15 protein-coding genes are annotated in these 19,618 nt (G+C 67.3%); 5 read left to right on the top strand and 10 right to left on the bottom strand.

Translation table 11 applies throughout. The features are described 5' to 3' along the window. Nucleotides 1-2,678, bottom strand: a 2,678-nt coding sequence (locus ACXJKJ_RS21340; protein WP_457392213.1) for a hypothetical protein, incomplete at its 3' end; no start/stop codon positions are given. Between the two features lie 150 nt (nucleotides 2,679-2,828). Between ACXJKJ_RS21340 and ACXJKJ_RS21335 the strand changes: the two genes are divergently transcribed. Continuing rightward, nucleotides 2,829-3,611, top strand: a complete 783-nt coding sequence (locus ACXJKJ_RS21335) for a helix-turn-helix domain-containing protein (RefSeq protein WP_457325111.1) — start codon at nucleotides 2,829-2,831, stop codon at nucleotides 3,609-3,611. After that, entirely contained in the window at nucleotides 3,608-5,971 is a 2,364-nt protein-coding gene (locus tag ACXJKJ_RS21330; protein ID WP_457392210.1) for a sensor histidine kinase, read from the top strand. Before ACXJKJ_RS21335 ends, ACXJKJ_RS21330 begins: the two co-directional genes overlap by 4 nt. 54 nt (nucleotides 5,972-6,025) lie before the next feature. Here ACXJKJ_RS21330 and ppa read toward each other — a convergent pair whose 3' ends face one another. Next, on the bottom strand, nucleotides 6,026-6,565 hold the full coding sequence (gene ppa, locus ACXJKJ_RS21325) for an inorganic diphosphatase (RefSeq protein ID WP_056198301.1): 540 nt from the start codon (nucleotides 6,563-6,565) through the stop codon (nucleotides 6,026-6,028). Between the two features lie 161 nt (nucleotides 6,566-6,726). On the opposite strand from ppa, the gene ACXJKJ_RS21320 reads away from it, so the two are divergent. After that, complete coding sequence (locus tag ACXJKJ_RS21320; RefSeq protein WP_056198303.1) at nucleotides 6,727-8,892, top strand: sodium-translocating pyrophosphatase; 2,166 nt, start codon at nucleotides 6,727-6,729, stop codon at nucleotides 8,890-8,892. An 86-nt stretch (nucleotides 8,893-8,978) separates the two neighbouring features. Beyond that, nucleotides 8,979-9,830 carry a J domain-containing protein gene (locus tag ACXJKJ_RS21315; protein ID WP_457392208.1) on the top strand — a complete coding sequence of 284 codons (852 nt, stop codon included), beginning with the start codon at nucleotides 8,979-8,981 and terminating at the stop codon, nucleotides 9,828-9,830. Between the two features lie 18 nt (nucleotides 9,831-9,848). On the opposite strand, the gene ACXJKJ_RS21310 is transcribed toward ACXJKJ_RS21315, so the two are convergent. The 3 genes from ACXJKJ_RS21310 to ACXJKJ_RS21300 are packed head-to-tail and all read right to left on the bottom strand — an operon-like array spanning nucleotide 9,849 to nucleotide 13,588. Then, complete coding sequence (locus ACXJKJ_RS21310) at nucleotides 9,849-10,295, bottom strand: hypothetical protein (protein WP_457392206.1); 447 nt, start codon at nucleotides 10,293-10,295, stop codon at nucleotides 9,849-9,851. A gap of 38 nt (nucleotides 10,296-10,333) precedes the next feature. Further along, the gene (locus ACXJKJ_RS21305; protein ID WP_457392203.1) at nucleotides 10,334-13,030 is read right to left on the bottom strand and encodes a protein kinase domain-containing protein; all 2,697 of its coding nucleotides are present in this window, start codon (nucleotides 13,028-13,030) and stop codon (nucleotides 10,334-10,336) included. 3 nt (nucleotides 13,031-13,033) lie between these two features. After that, nucleotides 13,034-13,588, bottom strand: a complete 555-nt coding sequence (locus ACXJKJ_RS21300; protein WP_457392201.1) for an ECF-type sigma factor — start codon at nucleotides 13,586-13,588, stop codon at nucleotides 13,034-13,036. A 247-nt stretch (nucleotides 13,589-13,835) separates the two neighbouring features. Here ACXJKJ_RS21300 and ACXJKJ_RS21295 point away from each other — a divergent pair, with 247 nt between their 5' ends. Continuing rightward, on the top strand, nucleotides 13,836-14,345 hold the full coding sequence (locus ACXJKJ_RS21295) for a diguanylate cyclase domain-containing protein (RefSeq protein WP_056198317.1): 510 nt from the start codon (nucleotides 13,836-13,838) through the stop codon (nucleotides 14,343-14,345). A gap of 10 nt (nucleotides 14,346-14,355) precedes the next feature. Here the strand turns inward: ACXJKJ_RS21295 and ACXJKJ_RS21290 are convergent, their stop codons facing one another. From ACXJKJ_RS21290 to ACXJKJ_RS21270, 5 genes are all read right to left on the bottom strand, one after another. Then, complete coding sequence (locus ACXJKJ_RS21290) at nucleotides 14,356-15,066, bottom strand: ABC transporter ATP-binding protein (RefSeq protein ID WP_457392199.1); 711 nt, start codon at nucleotides 15,064-15,066, stop codon at nucleotides 14,356-14,358. Beyond that, complete coding sequence (locus tag ACXJKJ_RS21285; RefSeq protein ID WP_457323285.1) at nucleotides 15,063-15,839, bottom strand: ABC transporter ATP-binding protein; 777 nt, start codon at nucleotides 15,837-15,839, stop codon at nucleotides 15,063-15,065. Before ACXJKJ_RS21285 ends, ACXJKJ_RS21290 begins: the two co-directional genes overlap by 4 nt. Continuing rightward, nucleotides 15,836-17,134: a branched-chain amino acid ABC transporter permease gene (locus ACXJKJ_RS21280; RefSeq protein ID WP_457323286.1), complete on the bottom strand. Its 1,299-nt coding sequence runs from the start codon at nucleotides 17,132-17,134 to the stop codon at nucleotides 15,836-15,838. Before ACXJKJ_RS21280 ends, ACXJKJ_RS21285 begins: the two co-directional genes overlap by 4 nt. Nucleotides 17,135-17,138: 4 nt before the next feature. Next, nucleotides 17,139-18,098 carry a branched-chain amino acid ABC transporter permease gene (locus ACXJKJ_RS21275; protein WP_457392219.1) on the bottom strand — a complete coding sequence of 320 codons (960 nt, stop codon included), beginning with the start codon at nucleotides 18,096-18,098 and terminating at the stop codon, nucleotides 17,139-17,141. A 199-nt stretch (nucleotides 18,099-18,297) separates the two neighbouring features. Further along, a complete protein-coding gene (locus tag ACXJKJ_RS21270; RefSeq protein ID WP_457392196.1) occupies nucleotides 18,298-19,557 on the bottom strand; it encodes a branched-chain amino acid ABC transporter substrate-binding protein in 1,260 nt (419 codons plus the stop codon). Nucleotides 19,558-19,618 lie beyond the last annotated feature (61 nt).

Below are 19,618 nucleotides of genomic sequence, written 5' to 3'. Positions count from 1 at the left end.
GCCAGCACCCCTTCGAAGGAACCCGAGCCGTTGGCCACGCCGAAGGTAAAACTGCGGTAGCCGGCACCTTGGTAACCCGATTGAATGAGCCCCTCGCCGCTCAGGGTGTCGACCCGCACATTCGCCTCCACCCCACGAAAGGTCGCGTAAGTGCCGACGCGCAGTTGGGACTGGTTGGCGGTCCAGTCGTCGTTGCCGAAGGAGCCGCCCACCAGGGTGCCCAACTGCACATCGATCAGGCCGCCGGCGCCCATCGCAAAGCTGGCGGCGCTTCCCTGCCAGATCGCCTGACCCCCGCCGACGATGCTCAGCACGCCGCTGCCGGTGAAGCGGGTGTCGCTGGTGAACGCGCGCGTGCCACTGTTCAGGTTCAGCTCCAGCACGCCACTGGTGCCGATGTCGAACTGGCGGGACAGGGTGGTCGAACTCAGCCGCAGCGTACCGCCGTCGATGATGGTGGAGCCGGTGTAAAGGCCGGCTGCGCTCAGGTTCACCGTACCGGGCCCCGTCTTCCACACGCTGCCTTCACCACTGATCCGGTTCAAATGCTCCTGGTTGCCGGCGAGATTGAAGACGAGCTTGCCCCCTGGGCCCAGTGTGCTGTCACCGTTGAGCTGGCCATCGCTGCCACCTTGGCCGATCTGAAGCGTGCCCTGGATGTTCAGCGTGCCTGTACCGGGCGCCAGCCACAGGAAGCCGCTGTTGATCTGTGTGTAGCCGGCGGCAATGCCCAGCGAGCCATACACATTGAGCCTGCTGCCGGCCAGCAGATTGAAGCTGCCGGCCTCGGCTGCACCCAGCACCAGGTTGCCGTGAAGCTCCAGCGTGTTGCCGTTGTTGAGGGTGCCACCGGCGGAGTCCATGACAAAGCCTGACCCCAGGGACAGGCTGCCCTGGTTGTCGATCACGCCGTGGTTGCTGAGCTTGCCGGCGACTGATAGCGTGCCGCGGTTGCTGATGAGGCTGTCGCCGTAGCCGGGCGAGGCCTTCTCATTGGACAGCGTAGCGCCGGCGAGCACGTTGACCACCGCGTCGCGCTCGATCTCGATCTGCGCGCCGCCGCTGTTGTCAATGCGGCCGCCAGCCATCACAAGGACCGAGGAGCTCCTGTCGAACAGGGCTCGCGCATGGTCGCCATTGTCGATGCGGCTGCCGGCATCGCTGATTTCGGTGCGACTGCCGGCTGCGAAGGTGGCCAGGACGCCGCGCCCCCGGTTGCTCAGCATCGACCCACCGCGGTAGGCGGTGGTGCCGGTGACCACCAGGTCGTCAATGCGGGTGGGGTTGCCCTCCAGCGTGAGGCTGGTGCGCACGCCGCTGAGCGTGGTCGAGCCCGAATAGACCTTCAGCGTGTCGCGGCTGATGTTGGAGTTGCTCTCGTACAGGCAGTTGTTCAGCCCGGTGTCGCCCAGGCTGAGGCCCACCGCTTTGACCTCGAAGCCGCAGCCGTAGTGGCCACGCAGGTCTTGGTCCAGGTCGGCGCTCAGCGAGGTCTGGATGCTGGCGTCGCCGAGGAAGTAGTTGCGCCCCACCAGCTTGCCGGGGGTGCCGGCAAAACGCAGCTTGATGTCGCTGCCCAGAGCAAAGCTGACCTTGCCGTCCAGATGGTCGATGAAGGACTCGGCGCCGCCGGCGCCGGTGATGACCTCTTGCACCGGCTGATCGAACACCAGCTTGACGAACACCGGCGCGGTGGGCGCGAAGTCGAAGTTCATGCCCATGGACGGGCCGGCATTCACGCTGAGGAAATTGGTCTCGAGGCTGAAGCCTTTTTCGGAGCCCCTGAAGCGCAGCGGGTTGGCGACGCCGTACAGGGGCGGCAGCATGGCCCCCAGCTCCCAGCCGCCACGCAGCACCTCGTTGCCGCAATGCAGGGCGCCGCCCGTCAGCGCCGAACAGTTACCGGCCTTGACGGTGTCGAGCATGAAGGTGTTGGTGCTGCCGATCAGGAAATCCTGGCCCAGGGCCGGCACCGCCACCGGCTTGCCCAGGACCGTCAGCATGGCGCTCGCGGCGCTGTCGAAGTTGAGCAGCGAGAACTTGCCCGGGTTCACCCCGAACTCGAAGCTGGTGCTGGTGCAATCGACAAAGCAGCCCTGCACCGCGACCTTGGCATCGAAATTGAACAGACCGGACACGGAGGCCTGCACGCTGGGCAGATAGGGCGTCAGGGTGGCCGCCGCTTTCAGGGTGTCGCGGGCTTTGACGATGAAGTTCTGCCCCTTGGTAAAACTGTCGGGCAGGGTCAGCACGGGGTTGAAGCTCTGGCTGAAATCCATCGATCCACCCCGCGCGCTGGCCGAGAACTCCAGCCCGATCCGGCCCGAGCTTTGCATGCTGGCCGCGACGCCGTAGCGGCCCAGGTACGTGTTGAAGATCGGGTCGTAAACGTTGGTGAAGCCGCCGAAGTTGAACAACTCCTGCGCGGCGACACCCGCATAGGTGCCCCAGCTGGTCTGCAGCGCATAGCTCGCGGTGGCCGTGCCGCCGGCATTGCCCCACAGGCTCTGGCCCGTGGCGCTGAAGCTGACCTGGTCGCTGAGGGTGGTGCCTTGGGCCGCCAGGCCCGGCATCAGGCCCAGGCCGATCAGCAGGCTCAGCCGCGACAGCGCCGGCATCACGCGGACGGTGTGCGGGTGGCGGGCAGGCTGGGTCTTGCCGGGCTGGCGTGTCTTCATGGTGGCTCTCCCTGATAGCGGTGCAGCGTGACTTTCTCCGCACTCTGGCCAACCCACCTTTGCCAAACCGCAGAAAACCTGTGCTGGTTCGTCGTCTAGCAAAAATAACCAGATGTAAACGGCCTGCAAAGACGGTTGACAATCGCCGCGATGAGTGAAGCTCTCGCCACGCATGACGACATGGCTCCGCCAGGCGCGGCGCGGCTGTTGCTGATCGACGATGCGCCCGAGCAGTTGCGCCAGCTCAGCGATCTGCTGGCCCGCCACTACCGGCTGCTCCATGCCGCCGACGGGCTCGGCGGCTTTCACCGCGCCCAGGCGCAGCGGCCCGACCTGATCCTGCTGGACCTCGTGATGCCTGGCATGGACGGGCATGCTGTGTGCCGGCTACTGAAGGCCGATGCGGCCACCTGTGAGATCCCGGTGATCTTTCTCTCTGCCCAGGCGAGCGCGCAGCAACGGCTGGACGGCTTGCGCCTGGGGGCGGTGGACTACATCGCCAAGCCCTTTCTGGCCGACGAGGTGCTGGCGCGGGTCTACGTCCATCTGCCGCGCGCCAAGACCGCGCCGGGGCGCTGCGATGGCGCACACGACCCCGAACTGGCCTTCGTCAACGCAGCTACCCAGCTCATTGGCGAGCAGTTGGAGGACCTGCCCTCGGTGGGCGACCTGGCCGAGCGCCTGGGCTTGAGCGAGCGACGCCTGTCCACGCTGTTTCGCAGGCACCTCGGCCTGACGGTGTCGGGTTTCATCAGCGAGGAGCGCATCCGCGTCGGCTGCCACCTGCTGGCCGCCACGCCCATGAGCGTGCAGGACATTGCCTTCGACGTGGGTTTCACCACGGCGTCCAACTTCTCCACCGCCTTCCGCGAGCGACTGGGGCTGACGCCGCAGGCTTGGCGCCAGCACCAGCGCGACGGCGGCACCGCTTGACCCGGCGCTGGCTGACCCGGCTGCTGAGCCTCGCGCTGGCCCTGGCCGCCTGGACACCATTGCATGCGCAGCCGCCACCAACGCCTCAACCAGCCTGGCAGTTGCTCGAAGACCCCGGCGGCGCCCTGACGCTGGACGACGTGCAGGCGCGAGCCGCCGAGTTCAAGCCCCACCAGCCGACTGGCCATCTGCGCACCCCCGGCTACACACGCACCGCGCTGTGGGCCCGGCTGGAGCTGCCCGCCGACGCGCGGCCCGAGACCCTCTGGCTGGTGATGACGCTGACGCGCATCGAGCACGCGCAGCTGTGGGTCCAGGCGCCCGACGGGCAGTGGCACCACGCGCAGGCCGGCCTGCTGGTGCCGCACGCGCAATGGCCACTGGACACCGGCGACGTGAGCTTCGAGCTGCGCCCCGAGCCAGACCAGCCCCTGCGCCTGATGCTGCGCGAATCGGGCCGCACCTACGCCTCCTTCGACGCGCTGCTGTGCCGGCCGCGCGACTGCTTCGCTGAAAACCGCGACACCACCCTGGCCATTGCCGTGCTGGCTGGCAACCAGATGCTGGCCGCCGCCGGCTATCTGCTGCTGTTCTTCTTCTGGCGTCGCGCGGCATTCGCGCTAATGGCGGGGTCGGTGGCCGCATACGGGCTGTACGAGCTGAGCCTGCATGGCCTGAGCTTCCAGTACCTGTGGCCCAACGCCACCGCCTGGGCGCCGCGCAGCCTGGTGGTGCTGATGGGCACGGCGCAGTTGCTCAATTCGCTGGCCGTGGCCGCCATCCTGCCACTGCGCCAGGCCGCGCGAGCGCTGCGCTGGCCGCTGGCCGCAGCCTGGCTCGCCATTGGTGCCGCGCTGTTGACCGCGCTGTGGGGCGACTACCGGGCCGTGGCGCCCCTCGTCAACGCGCTGACGGGGCTGTGCGGCCTGCTGACCCTGGTGCTGGCCGGCTGGGCCTGCTGGCGACGCCTGCCGCTGGCTGGCTGGGCGGCCGTGGTGATGGCCTCCACGGTGCTGGGCGCGCTGCCGCGTTACGCCTATGTGCTGGGCTGGCTGGAGCTGGGGCCGGTGATGTGGCTGACCACGCCCGTCGTGCTGCTGCTGTCGCACCTGATCCTGCTGATGGCCCTGGTGCAGCAGGTGGTGCAGCAGCGCCGCGCCGAGCTGGCCGCGCAGGCGCAGCTGCTGCAGGAACGGGCCGCGCGCAGCCAGGAGCTGGAGCGGCAGGTGGCACAGCGCACCGGCGAGCTGTGCGATGCGCTGCAGGAGGCCCGCAGCCAGCACCAGCAGCGCAGCCGCCTGCTGGCCTTCATTGGCCACGACCTGCGCGCACCGCTGGCCGCGACGGTGAGCTATCTGCGCCTGCTCGGCGGCGGCGGCCGGCGCGACCAGCAACTGCGCGCCAGCGTGGAGCACAGCGTGGGCTACCAGTTGGCGCTGATCGATGAGCTCGTCGAGTTCTCGCGCGGCGAGCTGCATGAGCTGGACCTGGTGCCCGCTCCGCTCTACATCCACGGCCTGCTGCACGAGCTGGCAAAGCAAGGCGAGCTGCTGGCGCGCCAGCACCGCAACGCCTTTCGGGCAGGCATAGACCCGGAATTGCCGGCCGTGGTGCTGGCCGACGCCAAGCGCCTGCGCCAGGTGCTGCTCAACCTCTTGTCCAACGCCGCCAAGTTCACTACCGGCGGTCAGATCGAACTGAGCGTCATGCCAAGCAGTACGGCGCCGGGCGTCTGGTGCTTCGAAGTGGCTGACACCGGCAGCGGCATTGCGCCCGCGGACCAGGCCCGGCTGTTCGAACCCTTCTGGCAAGCTCCGCCGCAAGAGAATCAGCGCGCCGAGGCTGGCTCGGGCCTGGGCCTGGCGGTGGCCAAACACATCGTCGAGGCCATGGGCAGCCAGATCGAACTGGACAGCGCCGTGGGCCAGGGCAGCCGCTTCTCGTTCTTGCTGCCGCTGAGCGCAGGTCGCGCCGAGGAGGTTCTGATGCCCGCCGACGGCGTCACACCTGTCGAGACCGCCGAGACCGACCTGCTTGCGCTGCTGATCGACGCGCCGCAGGGCCATGCCGACCGCGTCGCCGAACTGCTATTCGCCGCCAACGTCGAGGTGCTGCGGCCCGCGCCCGGCGCGCTGCTTGCGCCGGCGGATCTGCTGCTGTGCGACCCCTGCCTGCTGGATGCAGACGGCCTTGCACAGGTGCAGCACTGGCGTGCCAGCGGTGCGTCACGCCGGTGCATCGCCCTCGTCGATCGCCCGCTCGCATCCGAACTGGCGGGCCTGTTCGACGCCACGCTCTACAAGCCGGTCAACGCCGCCGCCTTGCTGGCCGAGCACTTCAGCCCCGCGGCGACGCCATGAAAAAGAGCGCCTCAGACCCGCTCAGGCGCTCTTCGACGGCCAGACGGCCCGCTCTTACTTCGGCAGGTCCTTGGCGTAATTCGCCAGGCCTTCAGCAATCTCGGACTTGGCCTTCTCCGGGCCTTCCCAGCCCTTGACCTTGACCCACTTGCCCTTCTCCAGGTCCTTGTAGTGCTCGAAGAAGTGCTGGATCGCGGACAGGCGGGCCGGGTTCACGTCTTCGATCTTCTGCCAGTGGTCGTACATGGGCAGGATCTTGCTGGTGGGCACGGCCAGCAGCTTGGCGTCGCCGCCGGCCTCGTCGTCCATCATCAGCACGCCCAGGGGGCGGCAGGTCACGACGACGCCGGGCGTCAGCGCGAAGGGGGTGATGACGAGCACGTCGACCGGGTCACCGTCGTCCGCCAGCGTCCTGGGGATGTACCCGTAGTTGCACGGGTAGTACATAGGCGTCGTCAGGAAGCGGTCGACGAACAGCGCACCGCTCTCCTTGTCCACCTCGTACTTGATCGGGTCGGCATTCATCGGGATTTCGATGATGACGTTGAACTCGTCAGGCACCTTGGCGCCGGGGGTCACGTTGTGCAGGCTCATGGTCGTCTTTTAGGGCTAAGGAAAACCCGCATTCTAGGTTTCCCCAACATCGCTGGTAAACGTGCAACCCGGCCGTCAAACCCGGCCCTTAAGCTCGGCCGCCGAGCCCCGGCATACCCTGCCGCGGGCCACAGATGACACGCTAAACAGGAGACTCATACATGTCGACAGAAGTGGCGCTGTATTTCGCGCTGGCTTGCGGCCTCGCGGCCGTTCTTTATGGCTTCATCCAACGAAGCTGGATCCTGAGTCAGGATGCGGGCAATGCCCGCATGCAGGAGATCGCCGCGGCGATCCAGCAAGGTGCCGCCGCCTACCTCGGCCGGCAGTACCGCACCATCGGCATCGTCGGCGTCGTGCTGGCCATCGCCATCGCGGTGTCGGGCCTGGGAACGACGACGGCCATCGGCTTCGTCATCGGCGCGGTGCTGTCGGGCATCTGCGGCTTCATCGGCATGAACATCTCGGTGCGCGCCAATGTGCGCACCGCGCAGGCCGCCTCCAAGGGCATCGGCCCGGCGCTGGACGTGGCCTTCAAGGGCGGCGCCATCACCGGCATGCTGGTGGTGGGCCTGGGCCTGCTGGGCGTCGGTGGCTTCTACATGGCCATCGGCGGCGGGCATGACAGCACGGCCCTCAAGCCCATGCTGGGCCTGGCCTTCGGCTCCTCGCTGATTTCCATCTTCGCGCGCCTGGGCGGCGGCATCTTCACCAAGGGTGCGGACGTCGGTGCCGACCTGGTGGGCAAGGTCGAAGCCGGCATCCCCGAGGACGACCCGCGCAACCCGGCAGTCATTGCCGACAACGTCGGTGACAACGTCGGCGACTGCGCCGGCATGGCGGCCGACCTGTTCGAGACCTACGCGGTCACGCTGATCGCCGCGATGGCGCTCAGCGCGTTGATGATCACCGGCAGCAGCGCGCTGGCCGGCGTCGTCTACCCGCTGGCGCTCGGCGGCGTGTCCATCATTGCCTCCATCATCGGCTGCTACTTCGTCAAGGCCAGTCCCGGCATGAAGAACGTGATGCCGGCGCTGTACAAGGGCCTGATCGTGGCCGGCGTGCTGAGCCTGATCGCCTTCTTCTTCGTCACCAAGGCGATGTTCCCCGGCCCCATCGAGCTGAGCACGGGTGGCACGACGAGCGCAATGGCCCTGTTCGGCGCCTGCGCGGTCGGCCTCGCGCTGACGGCGGCCATGGTTTGGGTGACGGAGTACTACACCGGCACCCAGTACCACCCGGTGCAGCACGTGGCGCAGGCCTCCACCACCGGCCACGGCACCAACGTCATCGCCGGCCTGGGTGTGTCGATGAAGTCCACCGCCTGGCCGGTGCTCTTCGTCTGCGCGGCCATCTACGCGGCCTTTGCCTTGGCGGGCCTGTACGGCATCGCCGTCGCGGCCACCTCCATGCTCAGCATGGCCGGCATCATCGTCGCGCTGGACGCCTACGGTCCCATCACCGACAACGCCGGCGGCATTGCCGAGATGGCCGAGCTGCCGGCTTCCGTGCGTGACGTCACCGACCCACTGGACGCCGTGGGCAACACGACCAAGGCCGTCACCAAGGGCTATGCCATCGGCTCCGCGGGCCTGGCTGCGCTGGTGCTGTTTGCCGACTACACGCACGCGCTGGAAGCGCGTGGCATGCACGAGGTGTTCTCGCTGTCCGACCACAAGGTGATCCTGGGCCTCTTCCTCGGCGGCCTGATCCCCTTCCTGTTCGCCGCGATGGCGATGGAAGCTGTCGGCCGGGCCGCCGGTGCCGTTGTCGTCGAGGTGCGCAAGCAGTTCGCCGATGGCGCCATCATGGCCGGCCAGCGCAAGCCCGACTACAGCGCCGCGGTCGACATGCTGACCACCGCCGCCATCAAGGAAATGATCGTTCCTTCACTGCTGCCCGTGGTGGCACCCATCCTGGTTGGGCTGATCCTCGGCCCGGCGGCACTGGGTGGCCTGCTGATGGGCACCATCGTGACCGGCCTCTTCGTCGGCATCTCGATGTGCACCGGCGGCGGCGCCTGGGACAACGCCAAGAAGCTGATCGAGGAAGGCTTCACCGACGACAAGGGCGTGCTGCACAAGAAGGGCTCGGAAGCGCACAAGGCCGCCGTCACCGGCGACACCGTGGGCGACCCCTACAAGGACACCGCCGGCCCGGCCGTGAACCCACTGATCAAGATCATCAACATCGTGGCCCTGTTGATCGTGCCGCTGTTGCCGCTGCCTGCGGGCAGCAAGGCCCCCGAGCCCGTCGCAGCCCCGGCTGTCGTGGCGGCACCGGCGGCCAGCACCGCGGAGATGCCCGCGTCGGCCGCATCTCAGTAACACCCAGGTAAATCCCTGGCATAACGGCCCGAGAAATCAGACTTCTCGGGCCGTTTCCACGTCTGGCCCAGGCAAAATCGCGGCTCATGGCGAGCATGGCAATCACGAGGCACGAGCTGTCGCGGCGACGCGAACAACTGCAGGATCTGCAGCGCTACCTCGCCGTGCTGGAGGCCGATCACGACGGCGCCCGCGCCAAGCTGCTCGGCTTTCGCCAGCGCTATCTCGAGGCCCTGGGCCCGCTGATGCGCGAGCTCGACGAGATCGATGCCCAGCTGCACCAGGCCACGGCCCTGTTGTCTGAGGCCTTGAAGCGCCAGGGTGTCGACGCCCCGGTGTCGGCATCCCAGCGCGCCAAGGCCTGGCCCGATGTGCCCGCCCTGCCCGACGCGACGCCGCTGCCGCCCGAACCCACGGGCCCGTTGACCGACCTGCCGCCGCCCAGTCTGAAGACGCTGTACCGGCGCGCGGCGATGCGCTTCCACCCCGACCTGGCGCCCTCCGGCCCGGAGCGCGAGGTCTGCGAGCAGCGCATGATGATCGTCAACGAGGCTTACGCGAACAGCGACCGCCACCGGCTGGAAACGCTGCTGCTCGCTGCGGGCGAACTGCCCGAGAAGGTCATCGGCGGCCCGGCCGACGCGGTACGCGCCTGGCTCGGCCTGTGCGAGCACCTCGTGCAGGGCCGCATCCGCGTCGTGCAGGCGCAGACCGCCTTGCTGCACAACCTGCAGATGCACCAACTGCGCATCGCCATCGAACGTGCCGAGGGCGGCGGCATGCGGCCGCTGGACATCATGGCCGCGCGGCTGCGCACCCAGATCGCCGAGCGCCGCCAGGAGCTCTACATCGGCGAGCGTGTCGGCAGCGACGCCCGCATGGCGGCGGATTTCCTGCGCAAGCGCTACCAGCGGCTGACGGGGCTGGGCCTGGGCTGAGCCCGTCGTCCTGCGGGCTCAGTCGCAGCCTTGCGACTGGTCGTTCTGCGTCTGCGGGTCCGAGCTGGGAAAGAAGTTCACCATGTCACCCGTAGCGCTGATCTGAGCGAACAGCAACACAACGCCACGCCGGGTGTAGGTATCGGCAGACCAAGGAACGATGACGCCGTCCCACCAGGCGCCGTCCGACTCGGTTCTGCTGGCTGGCAGGTAGTTGTAGGGGTTCATGGTGGGGTCGTTGCCAACCGTCTTCACCGCGGCACCCACCAGGCGCAGGCTCATGCCGTCGACCGTCGTTTCAACGAAGGAGAACGGCAGTTCACCATCCTGCCCCGCAGGGGTCGTCGTGGTGAGCACTGTGCCCGACGGCACGGGCTGGCCATTGCCATCGACATAAGTGCATTGCGCCAATCCACCGGCGGTACCGGTGACGGTGACGGTGTAGGGAGGAACGAAGGTCGACATAGGGACTTCTCTGGTTGTGGTGGGAAAAGAGGTGGCAGCTACAGGTCACGCTGCCGATGCAGCCAGGCACGGCCTGCTTGCCAGTCAGGCTGGTCGACGACTCGCGGATCCAGGCATTTCTGTACTTCGAGCCAACGTTGAGTCAACTCGGCATGCGCCTGCAGCCATCCCGCGCGAAGCTGCAGCAGTTGCTGCGCCTGGCCGCAAGCCGCCTGCCTGGCGGACGCGTCAGTAGCATTCAGGTTCGCCTTGAACAATTGCAGTCGCACCGCTGCGTTCAAGGCTTCCAGGGATACGGGGCGCTTGGCCATCACGGCGGACAAGCGTTGTTCGACTCGCACCAGGGCCTGGTCGCGCGCCTCGCACGCCGGGCTTGCACAAGCAGGACTGGCCGCCAGTTCCAACAGCCGGACCGAACGAGGCAGCCAGCTGTCCAGGGGCGGCTTGCCCGGTCGCAGACCCTCCAGCTTCTGCAGCAGGGCCAAGGCCTGTACGGCGCGCGCGTCTGGCGGCAAGTCGGCCCGTTGCGCCAGCAGGTTGGCGTCAATCTCCAGGGCCAGGAAAGCCCAGCTCACATTGGCGGGGTCACCTCGCCGTAATTGATCCGCGGCTGACTTGGCTTGGCTCAGCACCGTCAAAGTGCTCAGGCCGGCCGCCATCTGGGTGTCGCTCAGATTCAGCAGCAGCCCGGTCTCGCGCTTCAACCATTCGAGGTCCGCAGGGTGCCGCTGGCGCAGCGACTGCACAGGCGGCAGCGCGCGGTTGAACGCCTGGGCAGCACCCGCATACCGACCCGTCAACTGCAGCAGCCCGCCCAGCCAACTGACGGTATCTCCCCAATCACTCTGCAAGGCGGCGTCGTCGGGGCGTTTGGCGAGCAAGCTCTCCTTGAGCACCAGGGAATGCCTGAAAGCTTCTTCCGCCTGAGCGAATTGCCCCTGCCTCAACCACAGGCTGCCCAAGCTGTTCTCGGCATAGGACAGCTCCAGCTGCGCATCCGCGTCCTTTGCATCGGCCTGCAGCCATTTCGCGCTGACGTCGCGATAGCGGGCCCAGTGCTTCTCGGCGGGTTCGAGCTGGCGCTGGCGGAAGAACACCTCGCCTTGCCAGAATGCCGCGGCGCCCTGAGCCTTGCGCCAGGCCGCCGTCATGTCGGCCGCGGGAGGATCGCCTTGCAGCAGCTCGGTGGCCGTCTCCAGCGGCTCCTGCGCGCTCTCCAGGTCCCGCTTCGACACCCTGACCTCGCCGATCACGGTCAAGGCCTTGGCCCGTTGCAGCCGATCAGACGCACTGAGCGGCCCCGAGCTGTCCAGCACCTTCAATGCCTTGCCGCCCACGCTGTCCAGCAACTCCAGGCGGCCGATGGGGCGCAGCTTGTCGGCAAATTCACCCAGCATGAAGCTGAGCACGTCCTCCGCCTGCTGGCGCCGTGCCTGGGCCTGCTGCTCTGCCTGTTCCGCCCGGTGGGCCTGCAACAGGCTGGTGGTCGTCAGGGCCAGCAGGGCCCCCACGGCCACACCGCCAGCCGCCACGGCCACGCGGTGGCGGCGCACGAACCGACCCAGCACATAGAGCCGGCTGTCCGGGCGCGCACGGATGGGTTCATGGTCCAGCCAGCGCTGCAAGTCCTCGGACAACGCCTGCGCGTTCGCGTAGCGCTGGGCTGGCGCCTTCTTCAGCGCCTTGGCGACGATGGTGTCGAGATCGCCGCGCAGATGCCGCGCCTGCCCGGCGATGACGGTGTCGTCCTGGCTGGCCGCCACGTCCGACAACCGCCGCGGCACATGCTCGACGACGGCTTTGAGCCGGTCCAGCTGCGTCTGCGTGTCGTCGGCGGTCGGGTGATGGCCGCCCAGCAGCAGATAGAGCAGCACCCCCAAGGCGTAGACATCGGTGGCCGTCGTCACGTCCGACTGCTGCACCTGCTCGGGCGCGGCGAACTGCGGTGTGAAGGCGCTGCCGGCGCGCTGCGTCAGCTCGGTGGCGGCGGCCCCCTGCTCCGCCTGGGTCGCATCGGCCAGTAGCTTGGCGATGCCGAAGTCCAGCAGCTTCACGTCGCCCTCGCGCGTCACGAGGATGTTGCTGGGCTTGAGGTCACGGTGCAGGATCAGCCGCGCATGGGCATGTGCCACGGCGCCCAGCACGTCGAGGAACAGGCGCACCCGGCCCTCGACATCGAGCTGCTGCTGGCGGCAGTAGACGTCGATGGGCTGGCCATCGACGTACTCCAGCACCAGATAGGGCTGCTGGCCCTGGTGCAGGCCGGCGTCCAGCAGCCGGGCGATGTGAGGGTGGGACAGGCGGGCCAGGATCTCGCCTTCGCGCGCGAAGCGACCCGCGTCACCACGCCCGAACAGGCCGGCCATCAGGAACTTGACCGCGACCTGGCCCTCGAAACGACCGTCGGCGCGCCGCGCCAGCCAGACTGTGCCCATGCCGCCCTGCCCCAGCTGGCGCTCCAGCAGATAGGGGCCAATGGCCTGGCCGGCCAGGTCGGGCGGCGGTGTGTCGTCGGGCACCGAGGCCAACGCCTCCTGCCATTGCGCCACGACGGGCTCGCTCAGGAAGCCCTGCTGCTGCAACTCCTCGGCGCGCGCCAGCATGCGCCGCAGTTGCTCGGCTGCGTCGGCGTCCTCTGTCTGCAGCCGCTCCAGGCGATGCTCGCGGGCAGCCGGGGGCAGGTCCAGCAGCTCATCCAGCAAAGGGCTCAGGGCGAGCCAGCGTTGCCTGTCCATGGACTAGCCCGCCAGGCTCATGGACAGGAACAGGCGGGCCTTCTGCCAGTCGCGCTGCACGGTGCGTTCGGTCACGCCGAGAGCCTTGGCGATCTCTGGCTCCTTCAGGCCGGCGAAATAGCGCATCTCAACGACCTGGGCCAGGCGGGGCTCCACCTGGGCCAGCTCGTCCAGAGCCTCGTGCACTCGCAGCACGTCGGCGTCGCCATGGGGCAACTGGTCGGCGATGGCGGTGTCCAGCGTCAGATGCAACTCGCCACCGCCACGGCGCTCGGCCCGGCGGGCGCGCACCAGGTCGACAACAACCGAACGCATGGCCTGCGCGGCATAGGCCAGGAAGTGGCTCCGGTCCGGGAAATCAGCCCCTTGGGCGCCGGCCACGCGCATCCAGGCCTCGTGCACCAGGGCCGTCGTGTCGAGCAACGTCAGATGACCCGCGTCGCGCACATGCCGGCGCGCCAGGCGCTGCAGGTCGACGTAGAGCTGGGCCACCACCTGGTCGGCGGCGGCGCGGTCGCCTTGGCCGGCGGCCTGCAGCAATTGGGTGATGGCTTGCACCGGCCGCACTCTAACGGCTGGTAACGCCGGCGCAGGGGTTGGTTACGAGCCTGCTGCCGGCAAGCGGCAACTTTTTTGCATCCCGATGTCGGGTTTGGCGGATATCCCCCGTTTAAGAGGATGAGGAGCGATGTCCAAGCCAAGCCAGGGAGCCGGCAAAAGCCGCGGGCCGCCCATTCATTGCTCCTCACCCCGCTGTGAAACGGCCAGGTGGCCGCCAGCGCCGTCCAATCCAACGCGTGATGCCATGCTCCATTCCCAGCTCGCCGACGACCCTCCCCTGCCCGATCGCGCCGGCACGTTCACGCAGGTGCCCAAGGTGGACTCGCTCGGCGCATTCGGCCTGCGCGTGTCGCGCCAGTTCGCGCAGTGCCGCCGCAAGGGAGAGCAGCTGGCCTTGTTGTGGCTGCAGGTCGAGTTGCTGGCACGGCCTGACGACACCCTGAGCCCTGCCGAGCGCGACAACCTGATCCAGACCGTGAGCCTGCGCCTGCGCAACCGTGTACGCAGCGCGGACGAGGTCGTGCACATGGGAGAGCACTGCTTTGCCGTGCTGCTGGTAGCGGCCGGCGCGCCCGAGGCTGAGCTCGTCGAGGAGCGGCTGCGGCAGGCTCTCAGAGGCGCCTATGGCGTCGACGGCCGGCTGATGCAGGTGGGTGTGCGCCTGGGCACCGCCGTGTTCCCGCAGGCCGGGCGCAACGGCGCCGAGCTGGCGGAAGCGGCGCGGGCGAACCTGCCGGCGGCTGGGGGCGACTGAGCAGCGCTCCTCACACTTCCAGCCACTCCTTGCGGATGTAGGCATTGGCGCGCAGGTCCGCCGGCGAGCCCTCGAAGACGATGCGGCCGTGGCCCATCACGTAGCAGCGCTCGGAGATCTCCATCGCGATGGCCAGCTTCTGCTCGACCAGCAGCACGGCGATGCCGCGGTTCTTCAGCTCCTTGAGGTACTCGGCCACCAGTTCGACGATCTTGGGTGCCAGGCCTTCGGTGGGCTCGTCGATCATGATGAGGTCGGGGTCGCCCATCAGCGTGCGGCAGAGTGTGAGCATCTGCTGCTCGCCGCCCGAGAGCACGCCGGCCTCGGTATGCTGGCGCTCGCGCAGCCGCGGGAACATCTTGTACATGTCCTCGAAGCCCCAGCGCGGGTTCTTGGCTTTGGACTTCTGCCCCAGCATCAGGTTCTGGTGCACGGTCAGCTTGGGGAAGATGTCGCGGTTCTCGGGCACATAGCCCAGGCCCATGTGGGCGATCTCGTAGGCCTTGCGGCCGACCAGCTCCGTGTCGCCCCAGCGCACCGAGCCCTTGGCATCGACCTGGCCCATGATGGTCTTGACCGTCGTGGAGCGGCCAGCGCCATTGCGACCCAGCAGGCTGACGATCTCGCCCGGCTTGACCTCCATGCTGACGCCATGCAGCACATGGCTCTTGCCGTAGAAGGCGTGGACGTTGTCCAGCTTGAGGATTCTTCCTTGCGTCATGCTGCCGCCGCCTGTGTTTCCGCGAGCACCGAGCCCAGATAGGCTTCCTGCACGCGTGCGTTCGCGCGCACGGCCTCGGGCGTGTCAAAGGCAATGACCTCGCCATAGACCAGCACGGCGATCTTGTCCGCCAGGCCGAAGACGACGCCCATGTCGTGCTCCACGGTCAGCAGGGTCTTGCCAACGGTGACGTCGCGGATCAGCTGGATGAAGCGCTTGGTCTCGCTCTTGCTCATGCCGGCCGTGGGTTCGTCCAGCAGGATGACGCTGGAGCCGCCGGCGATGGTGATGCCGATCTCCAGTGCCCGCGCCTCGGCATAGGTGAGGTTCATGGCCAGCACGTCGCGCTTGCGGTCGAGCTTGATCATCTCGAGGATCTGCTCGGTGCGATCGTTGGCGTCCTCGAGGTCGGCGAGGAACTTCCAGAAGGCGTAGCGGTGGCCCAGGCTCCACAGCACGGCGCAGCGGATGTTCTCGAACACCGACAGCCGCGTGAACAGGTTGGAGACCTGGAAGCTGCGCGACAGGCCCAGGCGGTTGATCTCGTAGGGCTTCTTGCCGTCGATGCGCTGGCCATGCAGATGGATCTCGCCCGAGGTCGGCGCGAAGCGGCCGCTGATCAGGTTGAACAGCGTGCTCTTGCCGGCGCCGTTGGGGCCGATGATGGCCACGCGCTCGCCGGCCTGCACGGCCAGGTTGGCGCCGCGGATGATCTCGCTCTTGCCGAAGCTCTTGCGCAGGTCGCGCAGTTCGAGGGCGTAGGCCGTGCTCACAGGGCTTCCCTCCGCTTGATTTCTTTTTCGATGTCTTCCTGGATCTCACCCCACTCGTGCACATAGTGGCGGCGCACCAGCTCGAAAAGACCCGCACCGACGACGATGAGGAAGCCGGCACCGAACCAGGCATCCAGCGTGCCGCTGTTCAGCGTCGCGCCCATGAAGCGCAGCTCGGGACCCAGGGCCTCGTTGAGCTGGCGGTGGTAGAGCATCTCGATCATGGTCGCCGCGCCGACCAGCGCTGCGAGGGCCGTGCCGGCCAGGGCGAGATACGAGGTCCAGAGCTTCTTCAACTTGCCGAAGGCCGCCACGCGCAGGTTCATCAGGATGAGGCTGGCAAAGCCGCCCGGGGCATACATGACCATGAACAGGAAGATCAGGCCCAGGTAGAGCAGCCAGGCCTTGGTCAGCTCCGACAACAGCACGCCGCAGATGACCATCAGCACGGCGCCGATGATGGGACCGAAGAAGAAGGTCGCGCCGCCCAGGAAGGTGAACAGAAGGAAGGCCCCCGAGCGCGCCGCGTGCAGCACGTCGCTGCCATTGACGATCTCGGCGTTGATCGCCCCCAGGCCGCCCGCGACGCCAGCAAAGAAGCCCGAGATGGCGAAGGCCATGAAGCGCACCCAATGGGTGTCGTAGCCGACGAATTCGACACGCTCGGGGTTGTCGCGCACGGCGTTCAGCATGCGGCCCAGCGGCGTGCGCGTCAGCGCGAACATGGCCGCCGTGCAGATGAAGCAGTAGACGGCGACGAGGTAGTAGACCTGGATCTGCGGGCCGAAGCTGATGCCCATGAAGGGCTTGCCGATGACGCGGTTGCTGGACACGCCGCCCTCGCCGCCCGAGAACTCAGGCAGCATCAGCGTCAGCGCGAACACCAGTTCGCCAATGCCCAGCGTGATCATCGCGAACGGCGTGCCGGCCTTCTTCGTCGACACGTAGCCCAGCAGCGCCGCGCAGACCAGGCCCGCGAAGCCGCCCACCAGCGGGATCAGGCTGACGGGAATGCCCAGCGTGCCGGCACCGGCCATGTTCAGCGCATGGATGGCGAGGAAGGCGCCCATGCCGCTGTAGACAGCGTGGCCGAAGCTCAGCATGCCGCCTTGGCCCAGCAGGATGTTGTAGGCCAGGCAGGCGATGACGCCGATGCCCATCTGCGTCAGCATGGTCTGCGCCAGGCCCGTCGTCCAGATGCGCGGGGCGACGAAGAGGATGAGGGCGAAGAAACCCCAGACGAACCAGCGCCCGACGTTGTGGGGCTTGAAATGGAAATCCTTGGACTTGCTCATCGGATCAGTCTTCCCGCGTGCCCAGCAGGCCCTTGGGCCGGAAGATCAGGATCAGCACCATCAGCAGATAGGGCAGGATGGGGGCGACCTCGGCCATCGTCAGGCGCAGCAGCGGGTAGCCCGGCGTGGCCTGGGTGATGGTGAAGCCCAGGCTGCCGAGCAGCGTGGCGAGGGAGCCGTTGATCGTCAAGGGCAGCGTCTGCAACAGACCCACGACGATGGAGCCGACGAAGGCGCCGGCCAGCGAGCCAATGCCGCCGACGACCACGACGACGAAGATGATGGCGCCGATGAACGCCGCCATGTTGGGCTCGGTCACGAAGGTGATGCCGCCGATGACGCCGGCCAGGCCTGCCAGCGCGCAACCGCTGCCAAACACCAGCATCAGTACGCGCGGCACGTTGTGGCCGAGCGCCTCGACCATCTCTGGGTGCGTCAGCGAGGCCTGGATGATCAGCCCGACGCGGGTGCGCGTCAGCAGCAGCCACAGCGCCAGCAGCATCAGCAGGGCCACCAACATCATGAAGGCCTTGGTGGCCGGGAAGGTCGAGCAGTTGGCCACCGCGCAGACCTCGGGCGAGGCCTTGCCCAGCACCAGCGACATGCCCTCCTGGGCGCGCGAAACGATGGTCAGGGCCGACCCCTCCAGCAGCGCCGGCGGCGTGAACGTCACTGCGGTACGGCCCCAGATCAACTGCACCAGCTCCAGCACCACATAGGACAGGCCGAAGGTGATCAGCAGCTCGGGCACATGGCCGAACTTGTGCACGCGCCGCAGCGCCAGCCTCTCGAAGCCCGCCCCCAGCACGCCAACGGCCAGCGGCGCGAACAGCAGCGCCGGCCAGAAGCCCATGATGCCCACCAGCGAATAGGCGATGTAGGCGCCCACCATGTAGAAGCTGGCGTGGGCAAAGTTCAGCACGCCCATCATGCTGAAGATCAGCGTCAGGCCCGAGCTCAGCATGAAGAGCAGCAGGCCGGACGACAGGCCGTTCAGCAGATTGATGAAGACTTGATCCAAGACTCGATCCTCAGCGAAACCACGCTCCGGGCGGAGCCGGATTGCGTCGCGAGCAAGCCAAGGTTGGGCCGAAGCGCGGAGCCGTACACCCGTACGGCGAGCACTGCAGGCCCAAGATTGGTTTGCGCAGCAGCAAGACGGCTTAGCCCGGACGCTTCATCTGGCAGGAGGTCGGCGTCGACGACACGTAGCTGTCGTACATCTTCACCGGCGCCAGCGTCATGCCGGTCTTCTCGGGGCTGTAGGGGTACTTGGCGTCGGCCTTCTGCCAGACCGAGATGAACAGCGGCTGCTGCAGCTGGTGGTCGGTCTTGCGCATCGTCACTTCACCATTGAAGCTCTTGACTGTCAGACCTTCCATCGCCGCGGCCACCTTGACCGGGTCGGTCGACTTGGCGTTGGCCATGGCCTGGCTCAGCAGCGAGTAGATGTGCTGCACGCTGAGCGTGTACATGTCGTCGTTGAACTTCTTGTTGTATTCCTCGGCGTCCTTCTGCGCCTGGCCGCCCAGGTTGTAATGGCTGTAGGCCACCTGGAAGACGCGGCCCGCGCCGCCGGTGCCCAGTGCCGTCGGCGTGCCGGTCACACCGGTGTAGTAGGTGAAGAACTTGCCGTTGTAGCCGGCCTCGTTGGCGGCCTTGACGAGCAGGGCCAGGTCCGAGCCCCAGTTACCGGTGATGACGGTGTCGGCACCGCTGGCCTTGATCTTGGCGACATAGGGGGCGAAATCGCGCACCTGGGCCAGCGGGTGCAGGTCCTCGCCGACGATCTGCACGTCGGGGCGCTTGCGGGCCAACATCTCCTTGGCGTATTTGGCGACCTGGTGGCCGTGGGCGTAGTTCTGGTTCAGCAGAAAGACCTTCTTGACGTCGGCCTGGTCCTTCATGAACGTCGTCAGCGCCTCCATCTTCATGGACGTGTCGGCGTCGAAGCGGAAGTGCCAGTAGCTGCACTTGCTGTTGGTCAGGTCGGGGTCCACCGCCGAGTAGTTCAGGTAGAGGATTTCCTTGCCCGGGTTGCGCTCGTTGTGCTTGCTGACGGCGTCGCTCAGGGCCAGCGCCACGCTGGAGCCATTGCCCTGCATGATGTAGCGGATGCCCTGGTCGGCCGCGGCCTTCAGCAGGTTCAGCGATTCGGCGGGGCTGAGCTTGTTGTCGAAGGTGACGATCTCGAACTTCACGCCGGCGGGGTTGCTCTTGTTGGTCTTCTCGCCGAGGAACTGGAAGGTCTTGACCTGGTTCTGGCCCACCGGGCCCATCAGCCCGGACAACGCGTCGATATAGGCCAGCTTGACTGTCTCGCCCTTCTGCGCCTGGGCGGCCCCGGCCGCCAAGGCCAGCACGGCGACTGCCGTGAATGCGCGCGTTAGGCGTGGGACATGGGCCGAAGTGATGTCGAACATGCTTGTCTCCTGTTGTGGGTCTGAATGTGAACGGAAGTTAATCCAGCGCGGCCACGCCGCA

It is taken from the genome of Roseateles sp. P5_E1 (assembly GCF_054049335.1).
The sequence above is the reverse complement of the archived record's forward strand: the minus strand, read 5'-3'. Positions and strand labels throughout refer to the sequence as shown.